This is a genomic window from Streptomyces sp. NPDC053076 (assembly GCF_044546845.1).
In the GTDB taxonomy this organism is placed as follows: Bacteria; Actinomycetota; Actinomycetes; order Streptomycetales; family Streptomycetaceae; genus Streptomyces.
Genome location: NZ_JBITZL010000002.1, coordinates 1,289,915 through 1,302,850, shown reverse-complemented (window position 1 = coordinate 1,302,850; position 12,936 = coordinate 1,289,915). Strand labels below are relative to the sequence as shown.

The 12,936-nt window shown below is 72.8% G+C and carries 13 protein-coding genes; 7 read left to right on the top strand and 6 right to left on the bottom strand.

Features of this window, described 5'->3' with window-relative positions; all coding sequences use genetic code 11:
- Positions 1–55: 55 nt before the first annotated feature.
- The 4 genes from ACIGYR_RS13100 to ACIGYR_RS13085 form a co-directional block, all read right to left on the bottom strand.
- Positions 56–817 carry an MBL fold metallo-hydrolase gene (locus ACIGYR_RS13100; protein ID WP_399595168.1) on the bottom strand — a complete coding sequence of 254 codons (762 nt, stop codon included), beginning with the start codon at positions 815–817 and terminating at the stop codon, positions 56–58.
- A gap of 75 nt (positions 818–892) precedes the next feature.
- Positions 893–1,147: a hypothetical protein gene (locus ACIGYR_RS13095; RefSeq protein WP_391839510.1), complete on the bottom strand. Its 255-nt coding sequence runs from the start codon at positions 1,145–1,147 to the stop codon at positions 893–895.
- Positions 1,148–1,162: 15 nt separating this feature from the next.
- Positions 1,163–1,468 carry a hypothetical protein gene (locus ACIGYR_RS13090; RefSeq protein ID WP_391839509.1) on the bottom strand — a complete coding sequence of 102 codons (306 nt, stop codon included), beginning with the start codon at positions 1,466–1,468 and terminating at the stop codon, positions 1,163–1,165.
- 316 nt (positions 1,469–1,784) lie between these two features.
- Entirely contained in the window at positions 1,785–2,366 is a 582-nt protein-coding gene (locus ACIGYR_RS13085; RefSeq protein ID WP_391839507.1) for a TIGR03086 family metal-binding protein, read from the bottom strand.
- Between the two features lie 621 nt (positions 2,367–2,987).
- On the opposite strand from ACIGYR_RS13085, the gene ACIGYR_RS13080 reads away from it, so the two are divergent.
- A complete protein-coding gene (locus tag ACIGYR_RS13080; protein ID WP_399595172.1) occupies positions 2,988–4,220 on the top strand; it encodes an MFS transporter in 1,233 nt (410 codons plus the stop codon).
- Here ACIGYR_RS13080 and ACIGYR_RS13075 read toward each other — a convergent pair.
- Both ACIGYR_RS13075 and ACIGYR_RS13070 read right to left on the bottom strand, forming a co-directional pair.
- Positions 4,157–5,320, bottom strand: a complete 1,164-nt coding sequence (locus ACIGYR_RS13075; protein WP_399595173.1) for a hypothetical protein — start codon at positions 5,318–5,320, stop codon at positions 4,157–4,159. The genes ACIGYR_RS13080 and ACIGYR_RS13075 overlap by 64 nt on opposite strands.
- A 183-nt stretch (positions 5,321–5,503) precedes the next feature.
- Positions 5,504–6,445, bottom strand: a complete 942-nt coding sequence (locus tag ACIGYR_RS13070) for a 5-dehydro-4-deoxyglucarate dehydratase (protein WP_399595176.1) — start codon at positions 6,443–6,445, stop codon at positions 5,504–5,506.
- Positions 6,446–6,677: 232 nt separating this feature from the next.
- On the opposite strand from ACIGYR_RS13070, the gene ACIGYR_RS13065 reads away from it, so the two are divergent.
- From ACIGYR_RS13065 to ACIGYR_RS13040, 6 genes are all read left to right on the top strand, one after another.
- Complete coding sequence (locus ACIGYR_RS13065; RefSeq protein ID WP_399595179.1) at positions 6,678–7,487, top strand: NAD-dependent epimerase/dehydratase family protein; 810 nt, start codon at positions 6,678–6,680, stop codon at positions 7,485–7,487.
- Between the two features lie 231 nt (positions 7,488–7,718).
- Entirely contained in the window at positions 7,719–8,531 is an 813-nt protein-coding gene (locus ACIGYR_RS13060) for a DeoR/GlpR family DNA-binding transcription regulator (protein WP_399595182.1), read from the top strand.
- Between the two features lie 112 nt (positions 8,532–8,643).
- On the top strand, positions 8,644–10,014 hold the full coding sequence (locus ACIGYR_RS13055; RefSeq protein WP_399595185.1) for an ABC transporter substrate-binding protein: 1,371 nt from the start codon (positions 8,644–8,646) through the stop codon (positions 10,012–10,014).
- Positions 10,011–10,946, top strand: coding sequence for a carbohydrate ABC transporter permease (locus ACIGYR_RS13050; protein WP_399595188.1), 936 nt, complete (start codon positions 10,011–10,013; stop codon positions 10,944–10,946). Before ACIGYR_RS13055 ends, ACIGYR_RS13050 begins: the two co-directional genes overlap by 4 nt.
- Positions 10,943–11,788: a carbohydrate ABC transporter permease gene (locus ACIGYR_RS13045; RefSeq protein WP_399595192.1), complete on the top strand. Its 846-nt coding sequence runs from the start codon at positions 10,943–10,945 to the stop codon at positions 11,786–11,788. Before ACIGYR_RS13050 ends, ACIGYR_RS13045 begins: the two co-directional genes overlap by 4 nt.
- Complete coding sequence (locus ACIGYR_RS13040; protein ID WP_391839492.1) at positions 11,785–12,774, top strand: zinc-dependent alcohol dehydrogenase family protein; 990 nt, start codon at positions 11,785–11,787, stop codon at positions 12,772–12,774. Before ACIGYR_RS13045 ends, ACIGYR_RS13040 begins: the two co-directional genes overlap by 4 nt.
- Positions 12,775–12,936: the final 162 nt, after the last annotated feature.

The window sequence follows — 12,936 nt, the reverse complement described above, 5'->3', positions numbered from 1 at the left end:
TTCTGACAGTCGATGCTTCTGGCAGAGGAAGCCGGGGCCGCCGGGGGCGGGCGGCTCAGACGGTGCGGGTTTCGCCCTCGACGGCGGCGTACGTGGGCCGGCCGGCGGCCACCGCCGCGCGGCCGGTGGCCGCCGCACGGGTGAGCGTGGGGCCGACATGGGTGATGAGCAGCTCGCGCACCCGCGCGTCACGGGCGATACGGCCGGCGTCCTCGGGCGTCAGATGGACCTGCCGGGCTTGTTCGCCATCGCGATGCTCGTCGATGTCCGCCTCGCACAGGAACAGGTCCGCGCCGGCGGCGAGTTCGGTGAGCGCGGCGCAGGGCCCGCTGTCTCCCGAGTACGCCAGCACGCTGCCCTGGCACTCGGCGCGCAACCCGTACGCCTCGGTGCCGTGGGCGACGGCGCGGGCGGTCAGGCGGAGGTTCCAGTGCCGGACCTCGTGCCCGTCGTACAGGGCCCGGAAGTCGAAGACGCCCTTCAGGAAGCCGACGTCCGGGCGGCCGAAGAAGCCGGCCAGCCGGCGTGCGCAGTCCTGGGGCGCGTACACCGGGATCGGCGCGGGCGGGGTCATGCCGCCGAAGGCGAACGCGTAGGCGGCGGCGAGCAGGTCGGCGCTGTGGTCGGCGTGCAGATGCGAGATCCAGATCGCGGTGAGCCGGGCGGGATCCGTGTGCCGCTGCAACGCGGCGAACGTGCCGGGCCCCGCGTCCACCCACACCTCGGCGCCGCCACCGGACACCAGGTGTCCCGAGCAGGGGCGGTCGGGGCCCGGGTGCGGCGAGGCGGTGCCGAGGACGGTGAGGGTGAGCGGCATAGCAGGGAGCGTACGGCGCCTCGCACCGCGCTCCGGCTCGTTTCACCAAGTGCGGTCCTCGCCGCCGGGTTCCGGTCAGATCTCCATCACGGCGTCGCAGTCGGGGCAGACCACGGACGCGTACTCCACGGGGTACCACGGTGTACCGGGGACCCCGGGGGGCGTCGAGCGGGCCCTCGCCATGGCGAAGGTGTCCCTGCCGCACAGTGTCCGTGGTCCCACCACGTCGGGCCTGTCGGGGGCGGCGGGTGCCGCGTGCACCCGGTGGGGGCGCCGTTGGGCGTCGGCCACCGGCTGGTCCAGTTCATACACGATGACGATCTCGCTCATGCCGACACCCCGCGGTCATCCACGCCCGGCGTCCGGAACGGTGAGTTCACGGCCGCGGTAGAAGCCTTCGCGTTCCTCCACGACGTACGGGGCCATGGCCGCGCGCCGCTGTGCCTCCGGGTCGGAGGTCCGCCAGGAGTCGCAGGCGTCCCGGGAGTCCCAGAACGACACCCCGGTGACCTCCTGTCCGTCCTCGGACCAGTACGCGTAGGCGCGGCGCAGGCCCTGCGGGGCGGGGGCAGGGCGCCATGCCCTTTCGAACTCCTCCAGCGTGCCCGGCTGAAGACGGCGCGTCGTCACCCACACGTAGTGCTCGTCCATTGCGGCTTCCTCCGTAGCTCTGGGCCGACCGATGCGTGCGCGGGCCACGGGTGCGAGGCGGGTCGCGGCCCTGCTCCGGAATGACGAGCATCCGGTCATCCGATCATGCCTGCCCACCCGCGACGGCGCTCGTTCAAGCACTCCGGTACGGGCACGTCCCTCCGGGGCGGGTCCCCTCGGGGACGGGCGCATCCCCTCCGGGGCGGGTCCCCTCCAGGGCGGTCCCCTCCAGGGCGGGCGCATCCCCTCCGGGGCGGGCGCATCCCCTCCGGGGCGGTCCCCTCGGAGGTGGGCGCATCCCCTCCAGGGCGGGCCCCTACGGCCGCCACCCCGGATCCCGTCCGCTCAGTGCCACCGCCCGGTCGAGCAGCGACGCGCCCGCCGGGACCGGTACCACCGGGCCGAACAGGCCGTCGGCGCGTTCCGGTGCGTCGGCCGCGGCCAGCAGGAAGCCGTGGGCCGACGCCAGGGCCGCCGGGTCGGGGGCGTAGTCCTGGCCGGTGGCGCGGGCCAGGTCCCAGCCGTGGATCACCAGCTCGTCGGCGACGACCGCACCGGCGACCGCACCCGGCAGATCCACCCCGCCGGCGCGGGTGTCGCCGGTCCAGGCGGCCGGGTCACGCCAGGCGGCGGCCAGCTCGTCCAGCGCCTCGGGAAGCCGCTCGCGCCAGCCGGGGTCGAGGTCCCAGGGCGCGGAGTTCGGGCTGGTGTCGGTCGTCGCGCCCAGCTCCTTGCGGGCGGCGTCCCGGAAGGCCACGGACAGCGACAGCACGTGGCCCAGCAGGTTGCGCACCGCGCAGCCCGGGCAGGGTGTGGCGGCCGTCAGCTGCTCCTCGGTGACGGCTTCGGCGAGCCGGGCCACGATGTCGGTCTGCGGGCCGAGATCGGCGATGGTCATGGCGCACTCCTCCAGTGACGCGTACGTGCCGTACGAAGGACTGACCGGCCGACCCCCGCGAACTCATCGGCGCCACACCACCGCACCGCCACACCACCGCACCACCGCACCACCGCACCGCCGCACCGCCGCACCGCCGCACCGCCGCACCGCCGCACCGCCGCACCGCCGCACCGCCGGCAACCTTAAGGGCCCCCACCGCCGCCGCCCCGACGCCCCGGCGGCCTGCGGCCCACCACCACCGCGAACGGCCACTCCCCCACCACCACGCCCCCACCACTCCTGATCCCCGCCACCGCCCCTGATCCCCGCCACCGCACCGGCCCGGCAGCAATCGGTCGCCGCGGCCGGACTCACGACGCCCGACCCGCCGCCACCGCGCACGGCCACTCCCACGATCGCAACGGCACTCAGGACGCCTGGCCCCCGCCACCGAACGGCCACTCTCACCACCGCACCGCACCCCCACCACCCCTGATCCCCGCCACCGCACCGGCCCGGCAGCAATCGGTCGCCGCGGCCGGACTCACGACGCCCGACCGGCCGCCACCGCGCACGGCCCGGGAACCGGGGCATCTTCCCGATCCCGGCACGCCCGCCTTAGACGCACGATGAGCGGGCATGACGACCTCTTCGACCGTGCTGCGCGTGTTGCGGGACCGCAACGCGGGGCTGTATCTGGCGGCGGTGGTGGTGTCCGGCTTCGGCACCTCCTCGCTGTGGCTGGCGTCGGGCGTGTGGGTGAAGGACATGACCGGCTCCGACGGTCTGGCCGCCCTGTGCGTACTCGCGATGTGGGTGCCCACCCTGGCCGGACCGGCGCTCGGCACGCTCGCCGACCGGGTTCGCCGGGTGCCCCTGCTCATCACGCTGAACCTGGGGCTCGCGGCGCTGCTCCTCACCCTCTTCGCCGTCGACTCCCCCGGCCGCCTGTGGCTGCTGTACGCCGTCCTGCTGGTGTACGGGGCCGCCGGTACGGTCCATGACGCCGCCGAGTCGGCGCTGGTCACCACCGCCGTCGGTGCCGACCTCCTGGGCGACTTCAACGGGCTGCGGATGACGGTCACCGAGGGCATGAAGCTCGTCGCCCCGCTGACCGGCGCGGGGCTCTACGCGGCCTGTGGAGGCCCGGCCGTGGCCTGTCTGGACGCGGTGAGCTTCGTGCTCGCGGCCGGGGTCTGCGGCCTGATCCGGGTGCGCGAGGAGCGGCCCGTCAGGTCCGGCGCCGACTGGTGGCGGGAGACCGCCGAGGGCGCCCGCCGGCTGTGGGGGCACCCGGGGCTGCGCCCGCTGGTCCGGGCGGGCGGTGCCACCATGCTGCTCGCCTCGCTGAGCAGCCCGACGGGCTACGCCGTGGTCGACCGGCTGGGCCACTCCCCCGCCTATCTGGGCGTGCTGTACGCCGCACAAGGCGTCGGTTCGGTGGCCGCCGGGCTGCTCGCCGGGCCGGCGCTGCGGCGGCTGGGCGGGCGGCGGTTCGCGGCGGCCGGGATCGCGCTGACGGGGGCCGCGGTGGTGGCGCGGGTCGTGCCGTGGGACCCGGTGGCGCTCGCGTCCGGCGTGGCGAGCGGTCTGGGGCTGCCCTGTGTGCTGATCGCCGCGCTCACCGCGGTCCAGCACGAGACCCCCGGGCCGCTGCTCGGCCGGGCGACGGCGACCGCCAACACGCTGATGTTCACCCCCAACGTGCTCGGGCTGGCCGTCGGCGCCGGCCTGGTGGAACTGGCCGGTCCCGGGCTGCTGCTGCCGTGCTACGGCCTGGCACTGCTGGGGACGGCCGCCCTGCTGCGTCAGCGGGCGGACAGTGCCGCGCGCACCGCGGCGAGGTCCCCGTCCGACGCCAACCCGGCGTGATACAGCCTCAGTTCCGTCGCGCCGTCGGCACGCGCGCGTGCCGCGTCCGCCGCGAGCGTGCCGGGGCTGCCGCCCATGCCCGTGACGACGGTGAGGTTGGCGGCCAGCACCGTCCCCTCCGGCGCGTGCCCGGCGAAGGGCGCCAGCAGGGCCGTACCGCCCGTGCAGGGCACCACCACTCCGTCGGCCACGGACAGGATGTGGGCGGGGTCGACGCCCACGTTGGCGCCGCAGTGGTAGGAGACCGGGTCGGCGTGCAGCAGGACGCGGAAGCCCTCGGGTGCGGCGGCGCGGACGGCGGCGACGGCCTCCTCCTGGAGGGTGCGGGCGGTGGTGTCGCGCCACGCGCGCGTGGCGGTCGCCGTGTCCTCGCCGAGCAGCTTCCCGACGGTGGGCCAGCCGTCGTCGCCGGCCGTGCCGCGCCACAGCGGTTCCAGCGCCTCGCGTACGGCCGCCGCCAGCGCGTCGGCGTCCAGGCCCCGTTCGCCGTAGCCGTTGCGGCAGGACGGGCAGAAGCACAGCGACATCAGGTACTGCCCGGCGTCCCCGAGGCCGACGCCCGAGATCTTGTCGTGGGCGTGCAGGTGCTGCAACCCGTACCAGCCGAGGGACTCCAGTTCGGTGCCCTGCGCGCCGGGGCGTACGGCGGCCTCGGCGGCCAGGTCGGTCAGGTACGCGCGCGTGGCGGGCTGGGCGATGCAGGGCGCCCACGGGTAGCGGTCGCCGTACGCGTTCACGACCGAGGTGTCGGGGTGTTCGGCGCCCAGCCGGGAGTTGTGGGCGAGCACGACCCAGGTGTGCACTTCCAGGCCGGCCGCGGCGAGAGCCTCGGCGGCCTGGCCGTAGGCGTTACCGGGGGCCCAGCGGCCGGCGGGGTAGGGCCGCAGGCCGCGGCCCGCCCATCGGCCGCCCGGCGGGTACAGGACGGCCGCGTACTCGGCGGTGACGATGCGGTGGCGCGGGTGGCGCGGGGTCAGCGCCCGGGTGGAGTGGTAGGCGGCGGCGAGCGTGACCTGCCCGACGCCGAGCCCGGCGATGCGCGCGGGCGCCTCGGGGTCGCCGTTGACGTCCCAGGGGTAGACGAACGCCGATGCCTTCACGCGCCCTCCCTCTCCCGGACCGAACCATGCCCGCTCACGCGTCCACCTCCGGTTGGGCCGAGCCGTGCCAGCTCACGCGCCCCCCTTTCCCCGACCGAACCATGCCCGCTCACGCGCCCTCCTCCAACTGGGCCGAGCCTGCCCGCTCACGTGCCTCCTCCAACTGAGCCGACCCCTGCCCGCTCACTCGCCCTCCTCCAGGAGGGCGAGTCCCCGCTCGATCAGCTGGGCGAGCTGTTTGACGTGCTCCTCGGCCGGCTCGTACAGCGGGGGCCGGACCTCGCCGACGTCCAGGCCGCGCAGCCGTACGCCCGCCTTGACGAGGGAGACGGCGTAGCCGTGGCCCTGGGCGCGCAGTTCCACGAACGGGCGGTAGAAGCCGTCCAGGAGACGCCGCAGGGTCGCCGCGTCGCCCGTGGTCAGGGCCCGGTGGTAGGCGAGGGCGATCTCGGGGGCGAAGCAGAAGACGGCCGAGGAGTACAGGGTGACGCCGAGGGCGTGGTACGCGAGCTGGGTCTGCTCCGCGGTGGGCAGACCGTTGAAGTACAGGAAGTCGCCCGGGACCTCCGTGCGGACGGCGCTGACGATCTGCTGCATCAGGCCGAGGTCGCCCAGGCCGTCCTTGAGGCCGGTGATCCCCTCGGTGCGGGCGAGTTCCACCACCGTCCGCGGGGTGAAGACGGCGTTGTCGCGCTGGTAGACGATCACCGGCAGGGCGGTGGCCGCGGCGACCTCACGGTAGTGCCGCAGCAGGCCTTCCTGACCCGCGTGCACGAGATACGGCGGCATGGCGAGGAGGCCGTCGGCGCCCGCGTCGGCGGCGAGCCGGGCATAGCGGACGGCGAGGGCGGTGCCGTAGCCGGCGCCCGCCACGACCGGGACGCGGCCTCCGGTCGCCTCGACGGCCACCCGGACGCACGCCTCGAACTCCTCGGGCAGCAGCGCGTGGAACTCCCCGGTACCGCAGCAGGCGAAGACGGCGGCGGCACCGGCAGCGACACCCTGGCGCACATGGGTGCGGTAGACGTCCAGGTCGAGTGGGCCGCCGGGGCCGTAGGCCGTGACGGGGAAGAAGAGCGGCCCGCTCGGCTCGCGGAGCCGGGCGGCGAGAGGGGCTGGCGTCACAGGCGCTCCCTGTCGGTGCATGCTTCTGATCGTCGTCTATATTTCTGAACGGCTTCACGCTACGGGCCGGTATCGGAGCGGGTCAAGCGGGCGAACCGGCAACACGGCACCGGATTTCCCCCCTGTCGGGGCCCACTTGACGGGGCACATCGGCCCTCCCTAGCGTGTCCATGAATGTGAACCCTGTCTACGCATGAGGCCGTTGGCTCAAGGACATCAAGGAGACCGAAGGATGCCCGCTCCCCGCACCGTCCTGCTCACCGGCGCCGCCGGCGGGCTCGGCACCCTGATGCGGTCCCTGCTGCCGGAGTACGGCTACACACTGCGCCTGTTCGACGTCCGTCCGATCGAGAGCGAGCCGGACGCGATCACCGCGGACCTCGGCGACCGGGAGGCGCTGCGCGAGGCGGTGCGGGGCGTGGACGCGATCCTGCACCTCGCGGGCATCTCCCTGGAAGCGCCCTTCGAGAAGATCCTGAAGTCGAACATCGAGGGCACCTACAACCTGTACGAGGCCGCACGTCAGGAGGGGGTGCCGCGGATCGTCTTCGCCTCCTCCAACCACGCCGTCGGCTTTACGCCGGCCCCGCGCGCGGGCGAGCCGCTGATCCCGGTCGACACCCCGCGCCGGCCGGACACCTACTACGGCCTGTCGAAGTCCTTCGGCGAGGACCTGGCCCAGCTCTACTGGGACAAGCACGGCCTGGAGACCGTCTCCGTGCGCATCGGCTCCTGCTTCCCGGAGCCCACCAGCGTCCGCATGCTCTCGGTGTGGATGAGCCCGGCCGACGGCGCCCGCCTCTTCCACGCGGCGCTGACCGCCGAGGAGGTCGGCCACACGGTCGTCCACGGCTCCTCCGCCAACACCCGCCTGTGGTGGGACCTGACCAGCGCGCGGGCGCTGGGCTACGAGCCGCGGGACGACTCCGAGCCGTACGCCGGGAAGCTCATCGCCGAGCACGGCGAACTGGACCCGGAGAACCCGGCCCACAGCCGCCTGGGCGGGCACTTCGTGAACGACCCGCCGATCTGGCCGTACTGAGCCGTTCGGCTGCCTCCGGCAGCCGGCAGGGAAGCCTCACGCGCGCGGGCGGGCACCGAACGGGCCCGCCCGCCGCCATGTCCGGGCATCCACCGTGCCCGATCCCACTCCGCTCCGGACAGCCGCGCAGGTCCGCGGCGGGCACGGTACCCGCGGAACGGGCACAAGCGGGCAGGATCGGGCACCCAACAGACCTGGTCAGCGTCGCGCACCGGCGGTAGAACTTGCCCCATGGGCCCGAACGGGCAGTTCCGCGGGGAAGTGGGTGACGACATCAGCATGTGGACCACCGAGGAGCGCCGCCGCGAGATCGTACGGGCCGCGCGCGCCACCGGCTCGGTGGACGTCACCGCGCTCGCCACCGAACTGCGCGTGGCCAAGGAGACCATCCGGCGCGACCTGCGCGCTCTGGAGGACCATGGCCTGGTCCGCCGCACCCATGGCGGCGCCTATCCGGTGGAGAGCGCCGGCTTCGAGACGACGCTCGCCTTCCGTGCGACCAGCCATGTGCCCGAGAAGCGCCGGATCGCCGCCGCGGCGGCCGGCCTGCTGGGCGACGCCGAGACGGTCTTCGTCGACGAGGGCTTCACCCCCCAGCTCATCGCCGAGACCCTGCCGAGGGACCGGCCGCTGACCGTGGTCACCGCGTCCCTGCCGATCGCGGGCGCCCTCGCGGAGGCGGACCAGATCTCCGTGCTGCTGCTCGGCGGCCGGGTCCGCCCGGGCACGCTGGCCACCGTCGACCACTGGACGACGAAGATGCTGGCCGGTTTCGTGATCGACCTCGCCTACATCGGGGCCAACGGCATCTCCCGCGAGTACGGCCTGACCACCCCCGACCCCGCGGTGAGCGAGGTGAAGGCGCAGGCCGTCCGGGCCGCCCGCCGCACGGTCTTCGCGGGCGTGCACACCAAGTTCGGCGCGGTCAGCTTCTGCCGCTTCGCGGAGATCGGCGCACTGGAGACGATCGTGACCAGTACCCTCCTGCCGGCCGCGGAGGCCCATCGTTATTCCCTGCTGGGCCCCCAGGTCATCCGGGTCTGATCATCCGGGCCTGACCTGCCGACCCCCACCCCTCGGGGGCGCCCCCTACCCATGAGCGCCCATTATCTCCATATATCTCCCGTTCATGCCCTCATACCTCCAGGAGCGATCCATGCGCACCCCGAGCCGACGGAGGCCGCGAGCCACGCTCGTCGCGGCCGCCGTTGGGACGCTGCTCGCCCCGCTGCTCTCCGGCTGCTGGGCCGGCGCGGGCGGGACCGGTTCCGGCGGCGACGCCATCAACGTCCTGATGGTCAACAACCCGCAGATGACCGAGTTGCAGAAGCTGACCGCCGCCCACTTCACCAAGGAGACCGGCATCAAGGTCAACTTCACGGTCCTGCCCGAGAACGACGTCCGCGACAAGATCAGCCAGGACTTCGCCAACCAGGCCGGCCAGTACGACGTCGCCACGCTGTCCAACTACGAGATACCGATCTACGCCCGCAACGGCTGGCTGCGCGAGATGAACTCATACGTCGCGAAGGACACGTCGTACGACGAGCCGGACGTCCTCGAGCCGATGCGCGAGTCCCTGACCGGCGACGACGGCAAGCTCTACGGCCAGCCCTTCTACGGCGAGTCGTCCTTCCTCATGTACCGCAAGGACGTCTTCGCGGCGAAGGGCCTGACGATGCCCGCCCACCCCACCTGGCAGCAGGTGGCCGACCTCGCGGCCGAGACGGACGGCGCCCGCTCCGGCATGCGGGGCATCTGCCTGCGGGGACTGCCCGGCTGGGGCGAGCTGATGGCACCGCTGACCACCGTCGTGAACACCTTCGGAGGCACCTGGTTCGACAAGGACTGGAGGGCCCGGCTCGACTCCCCCGCCTTCAAGAAGGCGACGAAGTTCTACGTCGACCTCGTCCGCGAGCACGGCGAGTCCGGCGCCGCCCAGTCGGGCTTCGCCGAGTGCCTCAACAACATGACCCAGGGCAAGGTCGCCATGTGGTACGACGCGACCTCCGCGGCCGGCCTGCTGGAGGCGAAGGGCTCACCGGTCAAGGGCAGGCTCGGCTACGCCCCCGCGCCCGTGGAGAGGACGAAGTCCTCCGGCTGGCTCTACACCTGGGCCTGGGGCATCCAGAAGGCGTCCCGCAACCCGGACAAGGCATGGAAGTTCGTCTCCTGGGCGTCCAGCAAGGGCTACGAGCAGTTGGTGGGCCGGACCAGCGGCTGGTCGAACGTCCCGGCGGGCAAGCGGGCGTCGACGTACACCAACGCCGCTTACCGCACATCCGCCGCCGCCTTCCAGGAGATGACCAGGGAGGCCATCGAGAACAGCCGCCCCAACGACCCCGGCGTACAGCAGCGCCCCGCGCCCGGCATCCAGTTCGTCGGCATCCCCGAGTTCACCGATCTGGGCACCAAGGTCTCCCAGGAGATCAGTTCGGCCATCGCCGGACGGCAGTCCACGGACTCGGCCCTGAAGAAGTCCCAGCGACTCGCCGAGCGGATCTCCAAGGAGTACGAGGGACGATGACCGCGACGACAGCCCCCCGCGCGGCGACACCGGCAGGCGCCACCCGGCAGCCCTCCGCCCGCCTGCGCGCCTGGTCCACCCGGGCGCCTCTCCTGCCCGCCCTCGTCTTCATGATCGTGGTGACCCAGCTGCCGTTCGTGGCCACGCTGGTGATCTCCTTCTTCGACTGGAACGCCCTCTACCCAAAGGCCCGTCACTTCACCGGTCTCGACAACTACCGCCAGGTGCTGACCGACACGGACCTGCGCCATTCGGTGTGGACGACCGTGCTGCTGACGGTCACGGTGGTCCTCGTCAGCCTGCTCCTCGGCCTGGCGCTGGCACTGCTGCTGGACCGCAGGTTCCGCGGCCGGGGCATCGTCCGCACTCTGCTGATCGCCCCCTTCCTGGTGGTCCCGGTGGCCGCCGCCCTGCTCTGGAAGCACGTTCTCTACAACCCCGAATACGGCCTGCTCAACGGTCTGCTGCACTACGTCGGCGGCCCCCAGCCCGACTGGATCTCGCACACCCCGCTGCTGGCGGTCGAGGCATCCCTGGTCTGGCAGTGGACGCCCTTCATGATGCTGATCCTGCTCGCCGGGCTACAGAGCCGTGACCCCCAGCAGATCGAGGCCGCGCGCGTGGACGGCGCGAGCGACTGGCAGGTCTTCCGCCATCTGACGCTCCCGCACCTGCGCCGCTACCTCGAACTCGGCGCCCTGCTGGGCTCGATCTACATCGTCCAGAACTTCGACGCGGTCTTCACGATCACGTCCGGCGGCCTGGGCACCGCCAACCTTCCCTACACCGTCTACCAGAGCTTCTACCAGGCCCACGAGAACGGCCTCGCCTCGGCCGCCGGCGTCCTGGTGGTCATCGGCTCGATCATCATCGCGACCTTCGCCCTGCGCGTGGTGTCGTCCCTGTTCCGCGAGGAGGTGTCCCGCGCATGAGCGGCATCGCCGTGACGATCAGAAAACACCGGGGCCTGGGCATGGGCCTGGTGGCCTGGCTGGCCGGGATCGTCTTCTTCCTGCCCATCGCCTGGATGGCGCTGACGTCCTTCCACTCCGAGGCGGACGCGGCGACCAACCCGCCCTCCTTCGGTGCCGCCCTCACCCTGGACGGCTACCGCGAGTTCTTCGGCAGCGGCGGCGGGGCGAGCCCCTGGCCGGCGCTGGTCAACTCGACGGTCGCGTCGCTGGTCTCGACGCTCTGTGTGCTGCTCCTCGCCCTGCCGGCGGCGTACGCGCTGTCGATCCGGCGGGTGCGCAAGTGGACGGACGTCCTGTTCTTCTTCCTGTCCACGAAGATGCTGCCGGTCGTGGCCGGCCTGCTGCCGATCTACCTGTTCGCGAAGAACACCGGGATGCTGGACAACATCTGGTTCCTGGTCATCCTCTACACCTCCATGAACCTGCCGATCGCGGTGTGGATGATGCAGTCGTTCCTCGCCGAGGTCCCGGTGGCGGTGATCGAGGCGGCGCAGATCGACGGCGCCCGGCTGCCGACGATCCTCGCGCGCGTGGTGGCCCCGATCGCCCTGCCCGGCATCGCCGCCACCGCCCTGATCTGCTTCATCTTCAGCTGGAACGAGCTGTTGTTCGCCCGGGTCCTCACGGGCGTGGTCGCCGAGACCGCCCCCGTCTTCCTGACCGGCTTCATCACCAGCCAGGGCCTGTTCCTGGCCAAGGTGTGCGCCGCGTCGCTCGTCATCTCCCTGCCGGTGCTCGCCGCGGGGTTCGCCGCCCAGGACAAGCTGGTCCAGGGCCTGTCATTGGGAGCCGTGAAATGAAGGCCGCCGTCATCGAGTCCGTGGGCCGTGCCGTCGTCACCGAGGTCCCCGACCCGACGCCAGGGCCGCGCGAGGTCGTCGTCGAGGTCGCCGCCTGCGGCCTGTGCGGCACGGATCTGCACATCCTCCAGGGCGAGTTCGCGCCCAAGCTGCCGATCGTCCCCGGGCACGAGTTCGCCGGCGAGGTCGTCGGGGTCGGCACCCAGGTCACCGAGGTGGCGCTCGGCGACCGGGTGGCCGTGGACCCCTCGCTCTACTGCTACGAGTGCCGGTACTGCCGTACCGGCCACAACAACCTGTGCGAGCGGTGGGCGGCGATCGGCGTGACGACGGCGGGCGGGGCCGCGCGGTACGCACTCGCCCCCGTGGCCAACTGCGTGAAGCTGCCCGAGCACGTGCGCACCGAGGACGCGGCCCTGGTGGAGCCCCTGTCCTGTGCGGTACGCGGGTACGACGTGCTCCGGTCCCGTCTGGGCGCCCACGTGCTGATCTACGGCTCCGGGACCATGGGCCTGATGATGCTGGAGCTGGCCAAGCGGACCGGTGCCGCGAGCGTGGACGTGGTCGACATCAACCCGGCCCGGTTGGAGACGGCCCGCCGGCTCGGCGTCTCGGGGGCGGCCGGCAGCGCGGACGAGCTGGACCGGCCGCGCGGCTGGGACGTGGTGGTCGACGCGACCGGCAACGCGGCGGCGATCCAGGACGGCCTGGACCGGGTGGCGAAGGCGGGCACCTTCCTGCAGTTCGGGGTGGCCGACTACGCGACCCGGGTGACGATCGACCCGTACCGGATCTACAACCAGGAGATCACGATCACCGGTTCCATGGCCGTGCTGCACAGCTTCGAGCGGGCGGCGGAGCTGTTCGCGAACGGCGTCCTGGACCCCGAGGTGTTCATCAGCGACCGGATCCCGCTGGAGCGGTACCCGCAGGCGCTGGAGCAGTTCGCGTCCGGGGTCGGGCGGAAGATCGTCGTGGTGCCGTAAGCGGACCGGCCGACGAAAGCGACGCGGGGGCGTCAGCCGTCCGGCCGACGGGGCGACGTTCGCAGGCGTCAGCCGTCCGGCCGACGGAGCGACGTTCGCGGGCGTCAGCCGTCCGGCCGACGGAGCGACGCGGGGGCGTCAGCCGTCCGGCCGGCGGAAGCG

What these genes read in the sequence shown, in the direction of transcription:
- ACIGYR_RS13100 (WP_399595168.1), bottom strand. Translation starts at nt 817, where the DNA reads ATGCCGCTCACCCTCACCGTCCTCGGCACCGCCTCGCCGCACCCGGGC.
- ACIGYR_RS13095 (WP_391839510.1), bottom strand. Translation starts at nt 1,147, where the DNA reads ATGAGCGAGATCGTCATCGTGTATGAACTGGACCAGCCGGTGGCCGAC.
- ACIGYR_RS13090 (WP_391839509.1), bottom strand. Translation starts at nt 1,468, where the DNA reads ATGGACGAGCACTACGTGTGGGTGACGACGCGCCGTCTTCAGCCGGGC.
- ACIGYR_RS13085 (WP_391839507.1), bottom strand. Translation starts at nt 2,366, where the DNA reads ATGACCATCGCCGATCTCGGCCCGCAGACCGACATCGTGGCCCGGCTC.
- ACIGYR_RS13080 (WP_399595172.1), top strand. Translation starts at nt 2,988, where the DNA reads ATGACGACCTCTTCGACCGTGCTGCGCGTGTTGCGGGACCGCAACGCG.
- ACIGYR_RS13065 (WP_399595179.1), top strand. Translation starts at nt 6,678, where the DNA reads ATGCCCGCTCCCCGCACCGTCCTGCTCACCGGCGCCGCCGGCGGGCTC.
- ACIGYR_RS13060 (WP_399595182.1), top strand. Translation starts at nt 7,719, where the DNA reads ATGGGCCCGAACGGGCAGTTCCGCGGGGAAGTGGGTGACGACATCAGC.
- ACIGYR_RS13055 (WP_399595185.1), top strand. Translation starts at nt 8,644, where the DNA reads ATGCGCACCCCGAGCCGACGGAGGCCGCGAGCCACGCTCGTCGCGGCC.
- ACIGYR_RS13050 (WP_399595188.1), top strand. Translation starts at nt 10,011, where the DNA reads ATGACCGCGACGACAGCCCCCCGCGCGGCGACACCGGCAGGCGCCACC.
- ACIGYR_RS13045 (WP_399595192.1), top strand. Translation starts at nt 10,943, where the DNA reads ATGAGCGGCATCGCCGTGACGATCAGAAAACACCGGGGCCTGGGCATG.
- ACIGYR_RS13040 (WP_391839492.1), top strand. Translation starts at nt 11,785, where the DNA reads ATGAAGGCCGCCGTCATCGAGTCCGTGGGCCGTGCCGTCGTCACCGAG.